Here is a 19,811-nt window from a genome sequence, read left to right on the forward strand (position 1 = left end):
GCTTGTAATACCGCACGTGGCAGACAGCGAAGTCGCGGTGTGTGTCGACGCGGGCACGACCGTCATCAAGGCCGTGGTGTTCGACGCGGACGGGCGGGAACTGGTGGTCACCCGGCGCGACACAGAGGTGCGCCACCCCACCCGCGAGCAGTGCGAACAGGACATGCACGAGGTGTGGGCCGCGGTCGTCGCGACCGTGCGGGAGGCGGTCGCGCGGGTCGGCCGCCCGGTGCGGCTGCTGGCGGTCACCGCGCAGGGGGACGGCGCGTGGCTCGTCGGCGCGGACGGCGAACCGCTGCGCCCCGCGGTCCTCTGGAACGACGGCCGCGCCGCCGACGTCGTCCGCGGCTGGCGCGCCGACGGCACCCTCGAGCGGGCCTACCGGATCAACGGCTCCCTCACCAACGCCGGCCTGCCGAACGCGATCCTCCGCAGCATCGGCGAGACCCGCCCGCACACCGTCCTCACCTGCGGCGGCTGGCTGTACTCGCAGCTCACCGGCGTGCGCGGCATCGAGAAGTCCGAGGCGTCCGCGCCCTGGCTCGACATCCACGACGGCACGTACTCGACCGACCTCACCGACCTGTACGGCATCGACCCGGCCGTCCTGCCGGAGCTGCTGACCGACCAGGTCCACCCGCTGACCGCCACCGAACTCGGCCTCCCGGCGGGCACGCCCGTGGTGCTCGCGCCGTACGACATCGTGACCACCGCGTTCGGCACCGGCGCCACGGCCGCGGGTCAGGCGACCTGCATCCTCGGCACGACCCTGTGCACGGAGATGCTGGTGGAGGCCCCCGACACCACCGGCGAGCCGTCCGGCCTCACGCTCGACTTCGGCGTGCCCGGCCTGCTGATGCGGTCGTTCCCCACGCTCGCGGGCACGGGCGTGGTCGACTGGCTCGTCGACCTGCTCGGCCTGTCCGACCACGCCGAGGTCACCCGGCTCGCGTCGCAGGCACCGGCGGGCGCGGACGGGCTGCGCGTGCTGCCCTACCTGTCGCCGGCGGGAGAGCGCGCGCCCTTCCTCGACGCGGCCGCGAGCGGCCTGGTCACCGGCATGCTGTTCGGGCACGGCCGCGCCCACCTCGCGCGGGCCGTCCTCGAAGGGCTCGCGCACGTCATCCGCGACTGCCTCGACGCGGCCCCCGGCCGACCGGTCGAGCTGGGCCTGTGCGGCGGCGGCGCCGCGAGCGCCCTGTGGTGCAGGCTGATCGCGGACATCACCGGTGTGCCCACGGTGTCCACCGAGGACACGCAGGTGGGTGCGAAGGGCGCGCTCGTGTACACGCTCACCGCGCTCGGCGAGTACCCTGACCTGACCACCGCCGCGGCCGCGCTCGTCCGGCCGTCGGCCCGGTACGAACCCGACCCCGGGGCACGATCCCGGTACGACGCCGCGCACGCCGAGTTCCTCGAGACCCGCGCGCTCGCGGCGACCAGGTGGGCGCGGTGGCGGTGACCTGGGTCGGTGTCGACGTCGGCACCCAGAGCATCCGCGCGCTGGCGGTCGACGACGACGGCAGGACCGTCGCGGCGGCGAAGCGGCCGCTGCGCGGCACCCGCTCCGGCACCCGGCACGAGCAGGACCCCGACGCGTGGTGGGTGCTGGCCGCGGAGGCGCTCGCCGAGCTGGACCTGCGTGGTCGCGAGGTCGGCGGCGTCGCCGTGTGCGCGACCTCCGGGACCGTCCTGCTGACCGACGCCGATGGCACCCCGCGCACCCCCGGCCTGATGTACGACGACGCCCGCGCGGGAGCGCTCGCCCGGCAGGCGCAGGACGCGGGCGCGGCGCTGTGGACACGTCTGGGCTACCGCATGCAGCCGGCGTGGGCGCTGCCGAAGTTGTTGTGGTGGCGGGACAAGGGCCTGCTCGGCCCGGGCGTGCGGCTCGCGCACCAGCCCGACGTGGTCACGGCCGCGCTCGTCGGCCACCCCGTCGCGAGCGACGCCAGCCACGCGCTGAAGACCGGCTACGACCTGATCGAGGACCGCTGGCCCAGCGACGTGCTCGCCGCCCTGGACGTGCCGGAGAGCGTTCTCCCGCGGGTGGTCCGGCCCGGCACGGTGCTCGGCGAGGTGTGCGCGGAGGCGGCGGCGCGCACCGGGCTCCCGGTCGGCACGCCGGTGGTCGCCGGCATGACCGACGGGTGCGCCGCGCAGCTCGCGGCCGGTGCGCTGGACGTCGGCGAGTGGAACTCCGTGCTCGGCACCACGTTGGCGCTCAAGGGGGTCAGCACGTCGCTGCCGCACGACCCGACCGGCGCCGTGTACTCGCACCGGGCGCCGCACGGCGACCTGTGGCTGCCCGGGGGTGCGTCGAGCACCGGCGCCGGGGCCGTGCGCGCGCTCTTCCCGGGCGCGGACCTCGACGCGCTGACCGCCGCCGCGGCCCAGGTGCGGGACGTGCCGCTGTGCTACCCGCTCGTCGGGCACGGCGAGCGCTTCCCGTTCGTGGCGCCGCAGGCCCGGGGCTTCCTCGGCGACGGGCCGCTGACCGGCGACTCGGCGACGGTGTTCGCCGCGGTGTGCAGGGGCGTCGCGCACGTCGAGCGGCTGTCGTTCGAGCTGCTGGCGTCGGCCGGCGCGGACGTGGGCGGGACCGTGACGTTCACCGGCGGCGGCGCGCGCAACGAGTGGTGGAACCAGCTGCGCTGCGACGTGCTGGGTGTACCGGTGCGCCTCCCGGTGAACCCCGAACCCGCGCTGGGCATGGCGGTGCTCGCGGCGGGGGCGCGGACGGGTGACATCCCGGCCGCGGCGAAGCGCCTCGTGCGGGTGCGCCGCACGCTGGAGCCGGACCTGACGCGGCACGCCGACCTCATGCCCGCGTACGAGTCGTTCGTCGCCGCGCTCACCGAACGCGGCTGGTGGAAGGGATGACTGTGCCAGAACCGATCCTGTTGGCGGGTGACCGGTTCGTGCTGAACCGGTTGCTGGCGGCCGAGCTGGCGCCGGGCGCGTGGGACGTGCGGACGCTGGAGCTGCCGTGGCCGCACGTGCCGTTCGGCACGGTCGCGGAGGTCGACGAGGCGTCCGATGTGGAGGACGCGCTCATCGGGGCGCTGCGGGGCGTGAAGGTGTGCCTCACCCAGATGGCGCCGCTGACCGCCCGGGTGCTCGACGCGTGCCCGGACCTGGAGCTCTTCGCCGTGTCGCGCGGCGGCCCGGTCAACGCGAACCTCGCCGCCGCCACCGAGCACGGGGTCGCCGTGACGTTCGCGCCCGGCCGCAACGCCGAGTCGACCGCCGAGCACACGATCGGCATGATGCTCGCCGCGATGCGCCGGATCCCCGTCGCGCACGAGACCGTCGTGGCCGGGCGGTGGGAGAGCGCGATGTTCGCCTACGACGAGACCGGGCTGGAGATCGCGGGCAGCACGATCGGCCTCGTCGGGTACGGCGCGATCGGGTCGCGCGTGGCCGCCGCGTTGCGGGCCATGGGCGCGACGGTGCTGGTGGCCGACCCGTACGCGGACGTCGAGTCGGTGCCGCTGGACGAGCTGCTGCGCCGGTCCACTGTGGTCTCACTGCACGCCAGGCTCACCGACGAGACGCGCGGCATGATCGGCGCGCGGGAGATCGCTCTCATGCCCGCCGGTTCGGTGCTCGTGAACTGCGCGCGCGGCGGCCTGCTCGACTACCACGCGCTCGCCAAGGCGCTGACCGACGGCCACCTGTTCGCGGCGGCGGTCGACGTGTACGACGAGGAGCCGCTGCCCGCCGGGCACCCGTTGCGGGAGGCGCCGAACGTGGTGATGACGCCGCACCTCGCGGGCGCGAGCCGGGCCGTCGCCGCGCGGGCCGCCCGCATGGTCGGCGTCGAGGCCGCCCGCTGGCTGGCCGGTGAACCACCGCTGCACTGCGCGAACCCGGAGGTGCTGTCGTGAGTCGTCTGCTGCTCGCGCGTCATGCGGAAACCGTGTGGCACGCGGAGAACCGGTACGCCGGTGGCCGCAGCGAACCCGAGCTGACCGACCGCGGGCTGCGGCAGGCGGAGCAGCTCGCGAAGGCCGCGGTCGCGCTGGGCGTGGACGTGGTGGTCAGCTCGCCGCAGCGGCGTGCCGTCACCACCGCGACCCCGGCCGCCGAGGCGCTCGGCGTCCCGCTGCACCTGCGCCCCGACCTGCGCGAGGTCGACTTCGGCGACCTCGAGGGCCACACGTTGTCCGAAATGGACCCCGAAGCGGTTCGCCGGTTCCGCGAGAACCCGGAGGCCAACGCGTTCCCGAACGCCGAACCGTTGCGGGCAGCGGGGGAGCGGTGTGCCGCCGCGCTGCGCGCGGTCGACGCCGAACACGACGGGACCGTGCTCGTCGTCGCGCACAGCAGCCTGTTCCGCATCGGCCTCTGTGTCCTCATCGGACTGCCCGTCGCGCACTACCGGCATGTCTTCCCCCTGCTGGAGAACGTCGCGCTCACCGAGATCCGGCTGCCCGCCGGTCCGGCCCTGCCCGCCGCCATCCGCTCCATGAACCGCCAGCCTTGAAAGGACCCACCTCCATGCGCCGACTCCCGGTCCTCGTCGCGGTGCTCGCGTTGGTCGTCTCCGCCTGCTCGTCCGGCAACGGCGGCGGCGACGCGGCGGGCGCCAAGATCGCCTTCCTGATGCCGGACATCGCCTCGACCCGCTACGAGCTGTACGACAGCCCGCTGTTCAAGGCGAAGATGAAGGAACTCTGCGCCGACTGCGAGGTCATCTACCAGAACGCGCAGGCCGACGCGTCCCGCCAGCAGCAGCAGGCGAACTCCGCGCTCGCGCAGGGCGTGAAGGCCATCGTGATCGACCCGGTCGACTCGACGGCCGCGGCGTCCATCGTCAACACGGCCCGCGCGCAGGGCGTGCCGGTCATCGCGTACGACCGGCCGATCCCGACGACCCCGGCCGACTACTACATCTCGTTCGACAACGAGAAGATCGGCAAGTCGATCGGCGACTCGCTGGTGGAGCACCTGAAGGAGACCGGCGCGAAGGGCGGGATCCTGCAGGTCAACGGCTCCCCGACGGACGCCGCCGCCGGGCTGATCAAGAAGGGCATCCACGCCGCCGTCGACGACAGCGGGTTCGAGCTGCTCGCCGAGTACGACACGCCGGACTGGCAGCCGTCGAAGGCACAGGACTGGGTGTCGGGCCAGATCACCCGCTTCGGTGACAAGATCGTCGGCGTGGTGGCCGCGAACGACGGCACGGGCGGTGGCGCGATCGCCGCGTTCAAGGCCGCCGGGGTCAACCCGGTGCCGCCGGTGACCGGCAACGACTTCGAGGTCGCAGCGGCGCAGCGGATCGTGGCAGGCGACCAGTACAACACGATCTCCAAGCCGATCAAGATCGTCGCGGAGGCGGCCGCCGAGGTCGCGTACCGGTTCGTCAAGGGCGAGAAGCCCGAGGGCAAGACGACGTTGTTCGACACGCCGTCGCAGCTGTTCGACCCGACCGTGGTGACGCTCGAGAACATCGCGGACGTGCTGTCGAAGTCCGACCAGATCAAGCCGTCCGAGGTGTGCGTCAAGGAGTACGCGGCGGCGTGCGCGGAGCACGGGGTGGCCTGATGCTCACGGACACCGCCGTCCTGTCGCTGCGTGGCATCAGCAAGAACTTCGGCGCGGTCGCCGCGCTCACCGACGTCGACCTCGACGTGTCCGCCGGTCAGGTGGTCGCGATCGTGGGCGACAACGGCGCCGGGAAGTCCACGTTGGTCAAGGTGCTGTCCGGGGTGCACCGGCCGGACGCGGGGACGATCATGTTCGCCGAGGAGCCGGTGACCATCGGCAGCCCGGCGGCCGCGCACGCGCTCGGCATCGCGACCGTGTTCCAGGACCTCGCGCTGTGCGAGAACCTGAACGTGGTGGAGAACCTGTTCCTGGGCAGGGAGATCCGGCGCGGGCGGCTCGACGAGGTCGCGATGGAGACCCGGTCGTGGGAGCTGCTGCGGCAGCTGTCGGCGAAGATCCCGACCGTGCGCGTGCCGGTGGCGTCGCTGTCCGGTGGCCAGCGGCAGACCGTCGCGATCGCGCGGTCGCTGCTCGGCGACCCGAAGATCATCATCCTGGACGAGCCGACGGCCGCGCTCGGCGTCGAGCAGACCGCGGAGGTGCTGAACCTCATCGAGCGGCTGCGTGAGCGCGGCCTCGGCGTGATCATGATCAGCCACAACATGGAGGACGTCCGCGCGGTCGCCGACCGCATCGTGGTGCTGCGGCTGGGCCGCAACAACGGCGAGTTCGACGCGGCCGGCGTGTCCACCGAGGACCTGGTGGCCGCGATCACCGGCGCGGCCGACAACGTGGCGACGCAACGCGCGCGGAGGAACACCCATGACTGACCCGAACCGCCGGCTCGGCGGTCACGAACGGGCGACTCGCGAGTCCCGAACGGGCGACTCGCGACCACAAGCAGCGCGAGTCTCGTGCCCAGACACCGCGAGTCTCGCGCTCCAACACACCGAGTTCCGTTTTCGTGCACACCGGTCCCGGGCGGGACGTGCACGAAACCGGCAACTCGGCATGCACGAGAGCGCGACTCGCGCTGTTCGAGAGCGGGACTCGCGATGACGCGGATGAAGGCGGCCGCGCCCGCCATGGACCTGCTCGACGAGCGGTTGCGGCGCGGGGACGGGGTGCGGGGTGTGCTCGGGGCCGTCGCCGAGCGGGTTCGCGGCGGGGACCTCGGCGTGCTGCCGATCGTGGTCGGGCTCGTCGTGATCTGGACGGTGTTCCAGATCCTCAACCCCGTGTTCCTCTCCAGCGCGAACCTCGTGAACCTGCTGATGGAGAGCGTGTCCGTCGGGATCATCGCGCTCGGTGTCGTGTGCGTGCTGCTCGTCGGGCAGATCGACCTGTCGGTCGGGTCGGTCAGCGGGCTGTCCGCCGCGCTCACGGCGGTCACGTTCGTCGACCTGGGCTGGCCGTTCTGGGCGTCGATCATCGCCGCGATCGCCGCGGGCGGGGCGATCGGCTGGGTGTACGCGCAGATGGTGACGCGGCTCGGGGTGCCGTCGTTCGTCGCCACGCTCGCCGGGCTGCTCGGGTTCCTCGGGTTGCAGCTGTGGCTGCTCGGCAGCAAGGGCGCGATCAACCTGCCGTTCGACTCCGGGCTGGTGCACTTCGCGCAGCTCGCGTTCGTGCCGGCGTGGCTGTCGTACGTGCTGGTCGTGCTCGCGGCGGGTGGGATCTTCGTGACCGGGTACTCGCTGGCCCGCGCCCGGCGCGCGGCCGGGTTGTCGGCCCGGTCCACGCCGCTGCTCGTGATCCGCAGCGCGGCCGTGCTGGTGGCGCTGGGGTTCGCGGCGTGGTACCTGAACCAGGCCCGCGGCGTCGGCTGGATGTTCGTGACGTTCGTGGCGCTGGTGCTGGTGATGAACTACGTGCTCACCCGCACCGCGTGGGGCCGCGCGGTGTTCGCCATCGGCGGCAACGTCGAGGCGGCCCGGCGCGCGGGTGTCAATGTGAAACGCATGTACACCACGGTGTTCATGCTGTGCAGCTCGCTCGCGGCACTCGGTGGTCTGATCGCGGCGGCCCGCCTCGCGGCGGCGAACCAGGCGAGCGGCGCCGGTGACGTCAACCTCAACGCGATCGCGGCGGCCGTCATCGGCGGCACCAGCCTGTTCGGCGGGCGGGGGAGCGCGTTCTCCGCGCTGCTGGGCATCCTGGTGATCCAGTCCATCTCGAGTGGACTGACGCTGCTGGACCTGGACTCGTCGTTCCGGTTCATGGTGACCGGTCTGGTGCTGGCACTGGCCGTCGCCCTCGACTCGGTGGCCCGCCGCTCCCGAGCAGCCCACGGCCGCGCCTGACCCCTCGCGAGTCACGCTCGCGCGCATACCGAGTTGTCGGTTTCGTGCACATCGCCATCCCCGGCGTCCGCACGAAACCGACAACTCGATGTGCCTGCGAGCGTGACTCGCGAGGTTCGGGGGCGTGGCACGCCGGGTCAGTACTCGTCGTGGAAGCGGAGGTCGGGGCTGCCTGCTTGGGCGCCGAACGCCGCCGCGCGGCCTTCGGGTTTCTCCCACGGTTCCTGGCGGCCCAGGGCGGTCATGTCGAGGAAGTAGTGGGTGCCGCCGATCTGTTCCAGGCCGCGGGCGTACGTGGAGTACGTGTGGAACACCCGGTCGCCGTCGCGCAGGAAGCACGACATCCCGGGGTAGTCGCCGCGGCGGGCGGGGGTCCACGCGAAGGGGAGCTCGTCGGCGGTGCGGTAGTTCAGCAGCACCGGGCAGACCCGGTCGTCCACGGTCACGTGGTAGTCGTGGTTGAAGTCGCTGCCGTGGGAGGAGACCCACGGGAACGACCACCCCATCCGCTTGTGGAACGGCCCGATCTTCTCGTACGGCGCCCGCGACACCGCGACGAACGACGTGTTCCGCTGGTGCAGGTGCACGAGGTCACCGATGTTGTCGGCCTGCGCCGAGCAGCTCGGGCAGCCCGTGTCGCGGGGCACCTCGTTGCCGTCCTCGTCGACGTCGTACGCCCACATCATGTGGTGCACGATCAGCTGCCTGCGCCCGTCGAACAGGTCGAGCAGCGTCCGCGGCCCGTCCGGCCCGGTGAACACGTACTCCTTGTCCACCGGCACCATCGGCAGCGACCGGCGCGCCGCCGCCAGCTCGTCACGGGCCCTGGTCAGGGCTTTCTCCCTGGCCAGCAGTTCCTTCCGCGCGTCGAGCCACTCCGCGCGGCTCACGATCCTCGGCAGGTTCATGTCCGTACAGACCGCGGGGCGGCGCGAAACTCATCGCGCCGCCCCGGTGGTCACACACCGTCAGAACGGGTTGTTGCGGTCGCGGTCCATGCCTGCGGGGTCGCCGGGCACCGCGCCACCGGGTCCCGCGCCCATCGGCGGGACGCTCTGGGCGGGGCTGCCGCCGCGGGGAGCCATGCGCGACTCGCCCTGCTGCGGCGCCCGGTCCACGTCACCGCGCCAGCCACCGGTCTCGGCGCCGCGGTGCTCGATGAACTCCTTGAACCGGCTCAGGTCACCCTGGATGCGGTGGCCGACGACGCCCAGCGCCGCGCCCGCCTTCTCGGTCAGGCTCTCCGGCTCGAAGTCCATCTGCAGGTGCACCCGCGTGGTCTGGTCGTCGATGCGGTGGAACGTCACGACACCGGAGTGCTCCGGCCCGCTCACCGACCGCCACGCGACCCGCTCGTCCGGGTGCTGCTCGGTGATCTCGGCGTCGAACTCACGGCTGACGCCGCCGATCGTGGTGTGCCAGTGGGTGCGCGTCGGTGTGATCTGCTCGATGCGGTCCACGCCCTCCATGAAGGCCGGGAACGACTCGAACTGCGTCCACTGGTTGTACGCGGTCCGCACGGGAGTCTGCACATCCACCGACTTCTCGATGGTGGTCACTGTCTCTCCTCCTTCGATCGCGTGCATGGCAAGACGTTCCACGTCTCACCACGACGAAACATGTCTGTCCTTGCGGCGGTTCTTGCCCGTTCCCGGTGCGAAGCCGTGCTTGACCAGGCGTGCCTCGGTCAGCTCGTCCGCGCTCGTGAGCGTGAAGAACAGGCTCAGCGCGAGCGCGGCGCCGACCGCGAGCAACGCCCAGCCGACGGGCAACGGCGTCAGCAGCACCAGTACGAGGAACGCCACGACGAGCCACGGCAACGTCTGCGCCACCACCAGGAGCGCGAAGCGCGCCAGCCAGCCGCGGTCGGTCGCGTCGTGCAACACCCACTCGCGGTAGCGGTCGGGCAGCCGTCCGCCGTACGCGTAGCGGAGCCACCGCACGGGGCCCGGCCTCGTCATCTCCATGTCCTGGGGGTACCCGCCAGGACGGCGGGTCAACGTGCCGTGGCGCGAAACACCAGGTGGAAGTTGTCCAGGGTGCCGGGCAGGTCCGCGTGCTCGCGCAGACCGTGGTCGTGCGCCGGCGCGAAGTCACGGTGCGCCAGCATGACCGCGAGCATCGTGCTCGTCGTGTACAGGACGAGGTTGCGGCCCGGGCACTGTCCCGGTCCGTCGCTGAACGGCACGAGCGCCGGGTGTGACCGCGCGCGACCGTCCAGCCACATGGCGGGGTCGAACCGCTGCGACACCTGGCGGTGGAAGTACGGCGCGAACACGAGCAACGTCGTGCCGGCGGGCAGTTCGTGGCCGCTGAGCGCGGTCGTCTCCGTGGTCTCGCGCAGGATCGCGGGGGTCGTCGGCCACAGCCGCAGCGTGTCGAGCACGCACGCCCGCAGGTACGGCAGCTGCGCCGGTGCGCCGTCGTCCCGTTCGGCCTTCGCCGCGGCCTCCCCGTGCGTGGCGAGGACGGCAAGCGTGCGCATGATCGCCATGCCCGCCGCGTCGAACGCGAACAGCCAGTGCGGCACCTGGCCCACCGGGTCGACGTCCGGCCCTAAGCCCGCGGCGACGGCGTCCGGGTCGCGGCGCTCGACGTGCGCGCGGAGCCGTCCGGTGAATTCGGCCAGTGCCTGCTCGCGCCGGGGCGCGGCCCACGCCCAGTTCGCGGTGCGGCGCAGTCGGTCCAGCAGCGCGGTGAGCCGTTCGTCGTCGCGGGCGGCGTCGCCGAGCACGACCCGGCGCACCACGCGCTGCCAGGCGGTGTCGAAGGTGTCCCAGTCGAGGGTGCGGCCGGTCAGTGCCGCCGCCTCCTCGGTGATGACCCGGTGGATCGGGTCCGCGAGGTGGTGCAGCGGGCGCGCGGTCTCCAGCGCGCGCTCGTTGGCCGCGCGGCGTTTCGCGCGGGTGGCCTCGTCCCGGGTGATGAGCACCGCGTGCGGCTGGAAGTGCTTCAGCGCGCCGACCTTGTCGGTGCTCGCCGGGGTGAAGGGGTCGGGCGTCGCGTCGAGCACCCGCCCGACGTCCGCCTGCGACAGGACGACGGCGATCGCACGGTCACCCGGCACGCGCAGCAGCAGCGGCCCGTCGCCGTAGCGGCCGGCGAGGCGGGCGATCTCGCGGACCGCGCGGTCGTCGGCGCCGAGCCGCCCGGCGAGCCCCATCAGCAGCGGGCGCCGCTTGATGACACCGCCCGCGAGCGTGGGCAGCAGCACCGTCGAGAGCACGCGGGCGGTGTCGGTCGCGGAGGCACGGGTCGTGGTGATCACGCTGGTCATGCCACCGGGTGCCCGGTCGCTGACCGGCGGAAACGTCACTTCAGGTCGGCCAGCGCGGTCACCAGGCCGGCGACCACCTCGGGGTGCCCGAGGGGCAGCGGCGGCTCGACGCGGTCGTCCGGGCCGGGGTGGCTGCGGGCCACCACCCGGACCTCGATGTCGTCCGCGGGCGGTTCCTCCTCCTCGTCCGGCGGGTCGACCAGCAGGACGGACGTGACGATGTCGCGGTACTCGCGGGCCAGCGCGAGCGCCGCCTCACAGGCCTCGCCGCTCGCCACGAGGTTCGCGGCCGACCGCCGGTCGGCGAGGGTCTCGAACACGTCCTCGAGGTCCTCGATCGACTGCTTGCTCGCCGGGACGCGGCACCACGCCACCTGGAAGTGGGCGGCGAGCCGGTCCCACGTCGGTGGCAGCTCGTCGTGCCTGGCCGTGCCTGCCGGGTCGACCACCACCAGGGCGGGACCGTCCTCACGGCCCGCCCACACCACCGGGTTGCCCTCCGCCCGGGGTCCTTCTTTCGCGAACTCACGCACCGGTATCACCTCGCACGGGGGATACCGCCGCGCCGCCCCGGCAAACGTCAGCGCTGCTCACGGACGACGTCGGCGGGTGGCTTGTCGGTGCGCAGGCCGCCGAAGCGGGGGTGGCGCAGCCTGCCCTCCCGGGTCCACTCGCTGAACCCGACGTGCACGACCAGTTCGGGCCGGATCCAGTGCGCGGTCGGTTCCGGCACCGGGTCGGCGAACGGGGAGGAGTCCTGGGCCATGGCGTCCATGCGGGCCCGCAGCGCGCGCAGGGTCGCGTGGTCGTAGCCGGTGCCGACCTTGCCCGCGTACCGCAGGGCGCCGTTCTCGTGGTAGCCGACGATCAGCGCGCCGAACCCGGCCCGCGACCCCTGCGGCTCGGTGAACCCGCCGACGACGAACTCCTGGCCGCGCACGCACTTGAACTTGAGCCAGTCCGCGGACCGCCCGCCGACGTACGGCGAGTCGGCGCGCTTGGCGATCAGCCCTTCCCAGCCGTTCTCGCACGCGTGCCGGTAGTACTCCTCGCCGCCGCCCTCGCGGTGCTCGGTGTAGTGCAGCCGGTCGTCGAAGCGGAAGGCGGTGCGCAGGATCTCCTTGCGTTCCCACAGCGGGCGCGCGGTGAGGTTCGTGCCCTCGAAGGAGAGCAGGTCGAAGAGGTGGTAGTGCGCGACGTCGCCGTCGCGGACGATCTCACCGTCGGCGACGAAGCGGTTCGTGCCGGCCTCGCCCAGCAGTTCGACCAGGTCGGGGTAGGCGTCGTCGAGGCGCTTGTGGGTGCGTGACCACAGCTGTGGCCGCCACCCGTCACGGATCGACAGGGCGCGCACCCCGTCCAGCTTCCGTTCGAACAGCCAGTCGTCGTCGGAGAAACGGCGATCGGTCGGCGTTGCGAGCATCAACTCGGGCGGATCGATCATCTCTCGTCTCGGTGATCGGCGGGGAATATGCAATTTGCATACCCGGAGTTGCGGATTGTAAACGCTCCGCGTCATCCCGTCACGCCCCCTCTCGGAGGAGCGCCGCGATCACCCGTTTCCCCGCTAGATGCCCGGGATGCGGCCGCCGCGGAAGGCGTTCACGAACAGGCTGTGGTCCTCGCGGGTCTGCGCCGCGTACGACATCGCGAACCGGGTCAGCGTCTCGACGAACGCGTCCTCGTCCGTGATCACCGACGCGATGGCCTCCTCGCTCTGGAAGTCGACCAGTGTCTGTTCCGAGTCGGAGTCTGAGACGCAGTGCATCTTGGCGGTCGCGCGGCCGAGGTAGGCGAGGACGGGAGCCATGTCCGCGGGCTCCGTGAGCTCCGACCAGTCCAGGTCGCAGGCGTACGGGGACAGTTCGGTGACCACGAACCCCTTGCCGTCGATGGCGGTGTGGCCCAGCCACGGGTCCGCGTGCGCCTGCAGCGCCCGCTGCGACACGGCCGTCCGGTGCCCCTCGTTCTCGAAGTACGACCGCATCCTCGGCTCGTCGACGATGCGGCTGGGCGCCGGGACGTTGCCCTGCTTCATCGACAGCACCACGTCGTTCTCCAGCGCCTGCGTGTGCCCCTCCACGAGCACGTTGTACGCGGGCAGCCCCGCCGACCCGATGCCGAAGCCGCTGCGGCCCACCAGGTCCTTCACGCGATAGGTCGCCGCGTCGAAGCGTTTGCCCGCCGGGATCGTGTCCAGGTACGACTCGAACGCCGCCAGTGCCGCGTCCCGCTCCGCCGACGCCAGCTCGCGCACCCCCGGGCCGCGGGAGAACTGCCGCTCGTAGTCCTCCACCTTCGTCATCGTCGACAGCAGGCCCGTCCTGGTGCGCAGGCGGGCGCGCAGCAGCACCTCGTGCAGCATCCCCTCCGTGCTGTCGAGCTGCAGCCGCACGCCCTCGTCGCCCGGGTTGTCGGCGAACGACCGCACCTGCCGCACGTACTCGCGCAGGTACGTCCCGATCAGGTGCGCGATGTCGTCGTCGGAGATCGCCTTGCCCCACGCCATCAGCGCGACGCTCGCCGCCAGCCGCTTGAGGTCCCACGTGAAACAGCCCAGGTAGGCCTCGTCGAAGTCGTTCACGTCGAACACGAGCGTGCCGGACGAGTCCATGTAGGTGCCGAAGTTCTCCGCGTGCAGGTCGCCCTGGATCCACACCCTGCTGGTGCGCTCGTCGGCCCACGGGTCGCCGTCCTGCGCCATGTCCGCGTAGAACAGGCACGCGCTGCCCCGGTAGAACGCGAACGGCGCCGCCGCCATCTTCCGGAACTTCCTGCGGAACGCCACCGGGTCCGCGCTCATCAGCTCGTCGAACGCGGCCACCAGCACGTCCACGATCTGCGCCTGCCGTGCTTCCGCGCCCCGCTCGGCGATGCGGTCGATGACGTCATCCATCCCCCCACTGTGCCAGCTACGCCAGCCACGCGGTGATCTCCGCCAGCAGCCGGGCCCTGCCCCGCTCCGGCCGGTCGAGGTGCACGTGGTGGGTCGCGGCGGGCAGGGTGACCGCGCGGACGTCCTGCGCGCGGGTCAGGTCCGCCGCCAGTGCCGTCAGGTCGGACGGGCGGGACCAGAAGTCGTACTCGCCCCGCACGACCAGCGTCCGCGCGCGGATGCGGTGGGCGTCCCACAGCTGGGCCCCGGTGGCGAGGTGGTGGCTGTCGAGCATCGCGCCGTTCGGGCTGCGGAAGCTCGGCGGCTCCCGGTCGCCCGCCGTGGGGTCGCTCGCCAGCGCCTCGTCCACATAGGACTGTGCGACACGGGGGTCGCGCCACGCCGTCTTGTCCGGCACCGGGATGCTCTCGTCCCACGCGGGCAGCAGCTGCGCCGCCGTGCTCAGCCGGTACGCGCCCGTGGGTCGCTCGCCGAACATCGGGTGGCCCGCGGTCGCGCCGTAGAGGCTGTTGTGCACCACCAGGTTCGCCACCCGCTCCGGGTGCTCGCTCGCGTACCACGCCGCCCAGTGCCCGCCCGTCGCCCAGCCGACCAGGTCGACCCGGCCCGCGCGCAGCCACCGCACCACGTCGTCGATGTCCGCGACGACCTGGTCGCCGGTCACCGCGGGCGGGTGCGCCGCCGGTGGGCCGGACATCACCGCGGGGCGGGCGGAGCCGCCGTACCCGCGCACGTCCACGACGATCACCCGGTGCCCGGCCAGTGCGAGGTCCCCGGCGAGCGAGCCGCCGGGCACCGGCAGGTCGAACGACGCGACGCCGGGCACGCGGGCGCCGTGCACGAGCAGCACGGGGCGCGCCCGCGCCGCCGAGGAGAGCCGCACCTCGCGGACGTGCAGCGTGCCCGCGCCGCCGGGCACGTGCCAGTCGTGGCGCACGAGCCGGTCCGGTTCCCACGCGGGCACGACGGTGGTCAGCAACGCGATGGCCAAGCCGGTGAACATGACGGCAGGATGCCGCCGTCCGGAGCAACTGTGTCGACTGTTTACAGGAACCGTGTGCATTGATTCGATGGTGATATGGATCTCAAGCACCTGCGTGCCGTGGTCGCGGTCGCCGACCACCTGCACTTCGGCCGGGCCGCCGCCGCGCTCGGGGTCGCGCAGCCGCCGCTTTCCCAGCAGGTCAAGGCACTGGAGACCGAGCTGGGGGTGACGCTGTTCGACCGCACGACCCGCGCGGTCGCGCTGACGCAGGCAGGCGAGGTGTTCGCCGCCGACGCGCGCGCCGCGTTGTCCATGGTGGACAGTGCGGCGCGACGGGCGCGGGCGGCGGGCCGGGGGGAGACCGGTGAGCTGGTGATCGGCATGGTCGGGTCGGCGGTCCAGCACCCGCTGCCCGCGATCATCAGGGCGTTCCGGGCGCGCTACCCGGACGTGGCGCTGTCCTTCCACGTGCTGCCGACGGTCACCCAGGTCGAGCGGTTGCGCGCGGCCGCGCTCGACCTCGGCCTGCTGCGCCCGCCGCTGCCCGGTCCGGCCGACGACCTGGAGCTGGTGTCGGTGTCACGGGAGCCGCTGGTCGCGGTGCTGCCGAACGACCACCGGCTGGCGCGCAGGCGGCGGATCGCGGTGAGCACGCTGGCGGACGAGCCGTTCGTGCTGTTCCCGCGCGCGCTCGGCCCCGGCCTGTACGACGAGATCACGGCGCTGTGCAGGCGCGGCGGGTTCACCCCGTCGGTGGCGCAGGAAGCGGTGCAGCTGCCGACGATCGTGGGGCTGGTCGCGGCCGGGTGCGGGGTGAGCATCCTGCCGAACTCGGCGGCCGCGCCACGGCCGGAAGTGGTGTTCGTGCCGGTCAGCCCGCTCGTGCGGCTGGTGGACCTCGCGATCGCGCTCCCGGCGAAGCCCTCGGCGACCGCGGCGAACTTCACCGCGCTGGCCAGGGACCTGACCCGCCGAGTACGGCCCCCGCACCGCGTTCATTCCACAATGGACTGACGGAGCACGGCGGACAGCGTCGGTCGCACGGTGAGCACGTCGACCAGGCCGGTGATGGTCACCGGTCTCAGCACGGCGGGGCTGTTGGCGACCACGGCGAACCGCGAACCCCTCTCCTCCAGTTCCGACCGCACGTCCAGGAGCGCCGACAACCCGCTGCACGCCAGGAATCCGACCTGCGACAGATCGCACACGAGGAGTCGCGTGACGGGATCGGCGAGGTGCGGGGCGAGGCCCTCCCGGAGCCCGTCGACGGTGGCCAGGTCGATCTCCCCGGCCACGGACACCACGACCACACCGGTGGTCACGACTCTCTGGCGGATGCGCAGCGATGACAGGTCAGCCAATGTGGTCTCCCGGGGAAGAGGACGCACGGCTGACTTCGTAACCGTGAACTTCGCGACCACATTACCAACCCCGGGGGAGTTGCCTGCGGGGGCTGGAACGCTCAGACTCCCTGCGTGCAAGACGACATCCTGACGATGGCGAGAGAACTCGCCGAGATCACCAAGCTGGTCGCCGACGACGACTTCGGCTCCACCATGGCACGGTTCGTCACGCGAATCGTGCGTACGGTTCCGGGCTGTGACGACGCGATCATCACGGTGCGCTCGGCGTCCGGCGTGGAGACCGTGCACTCGTCCCACGACCTCGGCTTCGACCCGCTCGTGCCCGGCCCCATCGTCGAGGCGGTGACGTACTCCGAGCCGCGCAGGCTCGACGACGTGGCGCACGACCAGCGCTGGCCCGCCTTCGGCACGCAGTTCGTGAACGCCGGCTACCGCAGCTGCCTGTGCCTTCCGCTGTCGACCGAGGGCGAGGAGTCCGCGGTACTGAGCCTCCTGTCGCGTCAGCCGGACCAGTTCGGGGAGGCCGCGTTCGACGTGGTGCTGCTCCTGACGTTGCACGCGGGCGTCGCGTTCGACAACGCGTCGCTCTACCACGACTCGCGGGAGCTGGTGACGCAGCTGCGGTCCGCGCTGCGCACCCGCTCGCTGGTCGGCCAGGCGCAGGGGCTGCTGATGCGCCACTTCGACTGCCCGTCCGAGGAGGCGTTCAACCTGCTGAAGCGCACGTCCCAGAACCGGAACGAGAAGCTGCGCGACCTCGCGCACGTGCTCGTCACGGCGCACGACGGCGGCAGCTTCGACGAGGTGCTCGCCCAGCTCGGCGTGACCGGGAAGGCGAGCGACGTCAGCCCGGCCGTGTGAGCCGGTCAGGCGGCCTCGCTGAGCGGGGGCGCCGCGAGGAGCTCTTCCACCCGGTCCGCCGCCCGCGCTGGCGCGCCCTCGGCCGCGACCTGACCGCGCAACCACCGCGCGGTCGTCAGCGTCGGCTCGTCGACCCGCAGGTGCTCGACGATCTTGCGCAGCTCCTCCGCGTGCGCGTCGCCCAGCGACGGGACGACCACGCCCACGCCCAGTGCCGCGACCCGCTCCGCGTGCGCGACGTCCTCGGCGGTCTGCGGCGCCAGCACCATCGGCACCCCCGCCCGCAGCCCCGCGCTCACCGCGGCGAGGCGGCCGTCGTTGAGGAACACGTCGGCGTGCGGCAGCTCCGTGTCGCTCACCACCACCTGCCACCGGGTCTCGCCCAGCGCCCGCACCAGCGGGCCGATCGGCGGGCCGTCGACGAGCACCACCGGGCGGTGCCCGTGGCGGCGCCACGGGTTGTGCACGGTGCCACGCGCCCCCGGGATGCTGAACACGTACGACCCGTAGGCCTGCTCGGCGGGCCAGCCGTGGGCGGACGGCGGCAGGTTCTCGCCCGCCACGAGCAGCGGCACGTCCCAGGTCCGGGCCAGGTCGGCCGCGACGGCGGCGGTGCGCGGGTCGGCGACCACGGCGTCGAGGCCGAGCACGGCGGTGTCGAGCAGGCGCCGTTCGCTCCTGCCGAACCGGATCGGCCGCACCCCCGGCTCGGCCAGCTCGTCGAGGTAGGGGTCCGAGGACGCGAACGTGACGCGGTGACCTCGCGCGCCGAGCTCCTCCGCGAGCCGCAGCGTCGGGTACAGGTGTCCCGGGGCGGGCCTGGAGAGGAAGAGGAGGTGCATACCCGAGACCGTAGGTCGACGGGGTGGAGCCTCGGTCCAACCTCGATCACGCCAGTGTGACCAATCGGACATACCGGTCGGGTCGCTGCACGTGTGTCCTCCCTGGCCGGTTAGGGTCGGGGAGTGGGAACGGACGGGCGCAGGACGTGGCTGGAGTGGACCCGTGTCGTGCCCGTTCTCGCCGTCCTCGCGCTCGCGGCGACCTGGGGGCGTGAACTGGGTGTCATCGCGATCGTGGTCGTCTCGATCCTGCTGGCCGGTTCGGTGCTGGCCGCCGTGCACCACGCCGAGGTGGTCGCGCACCGGGTCGGGGAGCCGTTCGGGTCGCTGGTGCTCGCGGTCGCCGTGACCGTCATCGAGGTCGCGCTGATCGTGACGCTCATGGTGTCGGGCGGCCCGGAGTCCGCGTCGCTGGCCCGGGACACCGTCTTCGCGGCGCTCATGATCACCACGACGGGGATCGTCGGGCTGTCGCTCATGGTCGGCGCACAGCGGTTCCACGTCACGCTCTTCAACGCGGAGGGCAGCGGCGCCGCGCTCGCGACCGTCACCACGCTCGCCGCGCTCAGCCTCGTGCTGCCCACCTTCACCACGAGCCAGCCCGGTCCGGAGTTCTCCCCGGCCCAGCTCACCTTCGCCGCCCTGGCCTCGCTCGCGCTCTACGGGATGTTCGTGCTCACGCAGACCGTGCGGCACCGCGACTTCTTCCTCCCGGTCGCGCAGCGGGGGCAGGGCGAGCAGGAGGACTGCGACGAGCACGCCGAGCCGCCCAGCGGCCGGGAGGCGCTGGTCAGCCTGGGGATGCTGCTGCTGTCGCTGGTCGCCGTGGTGGGCCTGGCGAAGGTCGAGTCGCCCACCATCGAGGAGGGCGTCGCCGCGGTCGGGTTCCCGCCGTCGTTCGTCGGTGTGGTGATCGCGTTGCTGGTGCTGCTGCCGGAGACGCTCGCCGCCGTCCGCGCCGCCCGCCGCGGCCGCATCCAGACCAGCCTCAACCTCGCCTACGGCTCGGCCATGGCGAGCATCGGGCTCACGATCCCCACGATCGCGCTCGCCTCGATCTGGCTCGATGGCCCGCTGGTGCTGGGCCTCGGGTCGACGCAGCTGGTGCTGCTCGTGATGACCGTCGTGGTCAGCGTGCTCACGGTCGTGCCAGGCCGGGCCACCCGCCTGCAGGGCGGCGTGCACCTGGTGCTGCTCGCGGCGTTCCTGTTCCTGGCGGTCAATCCCTGAGCAGGGCCCGCACCGCCGACACGACCACCTCGCGCCGCCGCTCGTGCGGGATGTCCTCGGTGAGCGCGGCCATCTCGGGGGTCACGGCGAACCACAGCGACGACAGGTGCACCACGAGCGCGAGCACCTCGACCGGCGTGAAACGGTCCGGGATCCGGCCGTCCTCCTGCGCCTCCGTCACCGCGGCGAGCTTGTCGCGGGTGCTGGACACGACCAGGTCGACGGCCTGGTAGCCGGCGCCCTCCAGCCGGTACCAGCTCGCGAGGCGCGCCATCACGGGGTCGGCGGCGAAGCGGTCGTACAGCCTGCCCGCGTACTCCGGCAGGTCGCCGGCGTCGATGGGCGCCTCCCGCAGCGTGTGCGCGGCCAGCTCGCCCATCACGGCGTCGAACAGGCCGTCCTTGTTCGTGAAGTAGTGGTAGATCTGCGCCTTGTTGCTCTTGGCCGCGGTCGCGATCCGGTCCACCCGGGCGCCCGCGATCCCGTACTCGGCGAACTCCTTGGCGGCGGCGTCGAGCAGCCGCCGCCGGGTTGCCTCCGCGTCGCCTGCCATGTGATCC

General features: G+C 72.5%; 20 protein-coding genes and 1 pseudogene. 10 read left to right on the forward strand and 11 right to left on the reverse strand.

Features of this window, described 5'->3' with window-relative positions; genetic code table 11:
- The first annotated feature begins 16 nt into the window (after window positions 1–16).
- The 7 genes from ACYQ77_RS07015 (at window position 17) to ACYQ77_RS07045 (ending at window position 7,796) form a co-directional block, all read left to right on the forward strand.
- The gene (locus ACYQ77_RS07015; RefSeq protein WP_459708606.1) at window positions 17–1,462 is read left to right on the forward strand and encodes an FGGY family carbohydrate kinase; all 1,446 of its coding nucleotides are present in this window, start codon (window positions 17–19) and stop codon (window positions 1,460–1,462) included.
- Entirely contained in the window at window positions 1,453–2,883 is a 1,431-nt protein-coding gene (locus ACYQ77_RS07020; protein ID WP_459708607.1) for an FGGY-family carbohydrate kinase, read from the forward strand. Before ACYQ77_RS07015 ends, ACYQ77_RS07020 begins: the two co-directional genes overlap by 10 nt.
- Window positions 2,880–3,890, forward strand: coding sequence for a 2-hydroxyacid dehydrogenase (locus ACYQ77_RS07025; protein WP_459708609.1), 1,011 nt, complete (start codon window positions 2,880–2,882; stop codon window positions 3,888–3,890). Before ACYQ77_RS07020 ends, ACYQ77_RS07025 begins: the two co-directional genes overlap by 4 nt.
- Entirely contained in the window at window positions 3,887–4,489 is a 603-nt protein-coding gene (locus ACYQ77_RS07030; RefSeq protein WP_459708611.1) for a histidine phosphatase family protein, read from the forward strand. Before ACYQ77_RS07025 ends, ACYQ77_RS07030 begins: the two co-directional genes overlap by 4 nt.
- 14 nt (window positions 4,490–4,503) lie before the next feature.
- On the forward strand, window positions 4,504–5,550 hold the full coding sequence (locus tag ACYQ77_RS07035) for an ABC transporter substrate-binding protein (RefSeq protein WP_459708612.1): 1,047 nt from the start codon (window positions 4,504–4,506) through the stop codon (window positions 5,548–5,550).
- Window positions 5,550–6,323: an ATP-binding cassette domain-containing protein gene (locus ACYQ77_RS07040; protein WP_459708614.1), complete on the forward strand. Its 774-nt coding sequence runs from the start codon at window positions 5,550–5,552 to the stop codon at window positions 6,321–6,323. Before ACYQ77_RS07035 ends, ACYQ77_RS07040 begins: the two co-directional genes overlap by 1 nt.
- Before the next feature lie 225 nt (window positions 6,324–6,548).
- Window positions 6,549–7,796, forward strand: coding sequence for a sugar ABC transporter permease (locus tag ACYQ77_RS07045; RefSeq protein ID WP_459708616.1), 1,248 nt, complete (start codon window positions 6,549–6,551; stop codon window positions 7,794–7,796).
- 137 nt (window positions 7,797–7,933) lie between these two features.
- Here ACYQ77_RS07045 and ACYQ77_RS07050 read toward each other — a convergent pair whose 3' ends face one another.
- From ACYQ77_RS07050 to ACYQ77_RS07085, 8 genes and pseudogenes are all read right to left on the reverse strand, one after another.
- A complete protein-coding gene (locus ACYQ77_RS07050) occupies window positions 7,934–8,704 on the reverse strand; it encodes a DUF899 domain-containing protein (RefSeq protein WP_459708618.1) in 771 nt (256 codons plus the stop codon).
- A 201-nt stretch (window positions 8,705–8,905) separates the two neighbouring features.
- A pseudogene (locus ACYQ77_RS07055) lies at window positions 8,906–9,355 on the reverse strand (SRPBCC family protein); the annotation flags it as partial.
- Window positions 9,356–9,400: 45 nt separating this feature from the next.
- Window positions 9,401–9,763: a DUF5313 family protein gene (locus tag ACYQ77_RS07060; protein WP_459708619.1), complete on the reverse strand. Its 363-nt coding sequence runs from the start codon at window positions 9,761–9,763 to the stop codon at window positions 9,401–9,403.
- Window positions 9,764–9,792: 29 nt separating this feature from the next.
- Entirely contained in the window at window positions 9,793–11,073 is a 1,281-nt protein-coding gene (locus tag ACYQ77_RS07065) for a cytochrome P450 (RefSeq protein WP_459708621.1), read from the reverse strand.
- 35 nt (window positions 11,074–11,108) lie between these two features.
- Complete coding sequence (locus ACYQ77_RS07070; protein ID WP_459708623.1) at window positions 11,109–11,606, reverse strand: hypothetical protein; 498 nt, start codon at window positions 11,604–11,606, stop codon at window positions 11,109–11,111.
- 47 nt (window positions 11,607–11,653) lie between these two features.
- Window positions 11,654–12,517 (reverse strand): ATP-dependent DNA ligase, encoded by an 864-nt coding sequence (locus ACYQ77_RS07075; protein ID WP_459708625.1) that lies wholly within the window; start codon window positions 12,515–12,517, stop codon window positions 11,654–11,656.
- A 123-nt stretch (window positions 12,518–12,640) separates the two neighbouring features.
- A complete protein-coding gene (locus ACYQ77_RS07080) occupies window positions 12,641–13,969 on the reverse strand; it encodes a DUF2252 domain-containing protein (protein WP_459708626.1) in 1,329 nt (442 codons plus the stop codon).
- A gap of 16 nt (window positions 13,970–13,985) precedes the next feature.
- The gene (locus ACYQ77_RS07085) at window positions 13,986–14,972 is read right to left on the reverse strand and encodes an alpha/beta fold hydrolase (protein WP_459708628.1); all 987 of its coding nucleotides are present in this window, start codon (window positions 14,970–14,972) and stop codon (window positions 13,986–13,988) included.
- Between the two features lie 75 nt (window positions 14,973–15,047).
- Between ACYQ77_RS07085 and ACYQ77_RS07090 the strand changes: the two genes are divergently transcribed.
- Window positions 15,048–15,968, forward strand: coding sequence for a LysR substrate-binding domain-containing protein (locus ACYQ77_RS07090; RefSeq protein WP_459708630.1), 921 nt, complete (start codon window positions 15,048–15,050; stop codon window positions 15,966–15,968).
- Here the strand turns inward: ACYQ77_RS07090 and ACYQ77_RS07095 are convergent.
- Window positions 15,950–16,315 carry an anti-sigma factor antagonist gene (locus ACYQ77_RS07095; protein WP_459708632.1) on the reverse strand — a complete coding sequence of 122 codons (366 nt, stop codon included), beginning with the start codon at window positions 16,313–16,315 and terminating at the stop codon, window positions 15,950–15,952. The two genes, ACYQ77_RS07090 and ACYQ77_RS07095, sit on opposite strands and share 19 nt — an antisense overlap.
- 114 nt (window positions 16,316–16,429) lie before the next feature.
- On the opposite strand from ACYQ77_RS07095, the gene ACYQ77_RS07100 reads away from it, so the two are divergent.
- Window positions 16,430–17,179, forward strand: coding sequence for a GAF and ANTAR domain-containing protein (locus ACYQ77_RS07100; RefSeq protein WP_459708634.1), 750 nt, complete (start codon window positions 16,430–16,432; stop codon window positions 17,177–17,179).
- Between the two features lie 5 nt (window positions 17,180–17,184).
- Here the strand turns inward: ACYQ77_RS07100 and ACYQ77_RS07105 are convergent, their stop codons facing one another.
- The gene (locus tag ACYQ77_RS07105) at window positions 17,185–18,021 is read right to left on the reverse strand and encodes a glycosyltransferase (protein ID WP_459708637.1); all 837 of its coding nucleotides are present in this window, start codon (window positions 18,019–18,021) and stop codon (window positions 17,185–17,187) included.
- A 150-nt stretch (window positions 18,022–18,171) separates the two neighbouring features.
- Here ACYQ77_RS07105 and ACYQ77_RS07110 point away from each other — a divergent pair, with 150 nt between their 5' ends.
- Window positions 18,172–19,251 (forward strand): calcium:cation antiporter, encoded by a 1,080-nt coding sequence (locus ACYQ77_RS07110; protein ID WP_459709742.1) that lies wholly within the window; start codon window positions 18,172–18,174, stop codon window positions 19,249–19,251.
- Here ACYQ77_RS07110 and ACYQ77_RS07115 read toward each other — a convergent pair.
- Window positions 19,241–19,804, reverse strand: a complete 564-nt coding sequence (locus tag ACYQ77_RS07115; RefSeq protein ID WP_459708639.1) for a TetR family transcriptional regulator — start codon at window positions 19,802–19,804, stop codon at window positions 19,241–19,243. The two genes, ACYQ77_RS07110 and ACYQ77_RS07115, sit on opposite strands and share 11 nt — an antisense overlap.
- Window positions 19,805–19,811 lie beyond the last annotated feature (7 nt).

It is taken from the genome of Actinophytocola sp. KF-1, from assembly GCF_054661535.1.

What these genes read in the sequence shown, in the direction of transcription:
- ACYQ77_RS07045 (WP_459708616.1), top strand. Translation starts at nt 6,549, where the DNA reads ATGACGCGGATGAAGGCGGCCGCGCCCGCCATGGACCTGCTCGACGAG.
- ACYQ77_RS07025 (WP_459708609.1), top strand. Translation starts at nt 2,880, where the DNA reads ATGACTGTGCCAGAACCGATCCTGTTGGCGGGTGACCGGTTCGTGCTG.
- ACYQ77_RS07035 (WP_459708612.1), top strand. Translation starts at nt 4,504, where the DNA reads ATGCGCCGACTCCCGGTCCTCGTCGCGGTGCTCGCGTTGGTCGTCTCC.
- ACYQ77_RS07115 (WP_459708639.1), bottom strand. Translation starts at nt 19,804, where the DNA reads ATGGCAGGCGACGCGGAGGCAACCCGGCGGCGGCTGCTCGACGCCGCC.
- ACYQ77_RS07050 (WP_459708618.1), bottom strand. Translation starts at nt 8,704, where the DNA reads ATGAACCTGCCGAGGATCGTGAGCCGCGCGGAGTGGCTCGACGCGCGG.
- ACYQ77_RS07085 (WP_459708628.1), bottom strand. Translation starts at nt 14,972, where the DNA reads ATGTTCACCGGCTTGGCCATCGCGTTGCTGACCACCGTCGTGCCCGCG.
- ACYQ77_RS07105 (WP_459708637.1), bottom strand. Translation starts at nt 18,021, where the DNA reads ATGCACCTCCTCTTCCTCTCCAGGCCCGCCCCGGGACACCTGTACCCG.
- ACYQ77_RS07075 (WP_459708625.1), bottom strand. Translation starts at nt 12,517, where the DNA reads ATGATCGATCCGCCCGAGTTGATGCTCGCAACGCCGACCGATCGCCGT.
- ACYQ77_RS07090 (WP_459708630.1), top strand. Translation starts at nt 15,048, where the DNA reads ATGGATCTCAAGCACCTGCGTGCCGTGGTCGCGGTCGCCGACCACCTG.
- ACYQ77_RS07065 (WP_459708621.1), bottom strand. Translation starts at nt 11,073, where the DNA reads ATGACCAGCGTGATCACCACGACCCGTGCCTCCGCGACCGACACCGCC.
- ACYQ77_RS07060 (WP_459708619.1), bottom strand. Translation starts at nt 9,763, where the DNA reads ATGGAGATGACGAGGCCGGGCCCCGTGCGGTGGCTCCGCTACGCGTAC.
- ACYQ77_RS07080 (WP_459708626.1), bottom strand. Translation starts at nt 13,969, where the DNA reads ATGGATGACGTCATCGACCGCATCGCCGAGCGGGGCGCGGAAGCACGG.
- ACYQ77_RS07040 (WP_459708614.1), top strand. Translation starts at nt 5,550, where the DNA reads ATGCTCACGGACACCGCCGTCCTGTCGCTGCGTGGCATCAGCAAGAAC.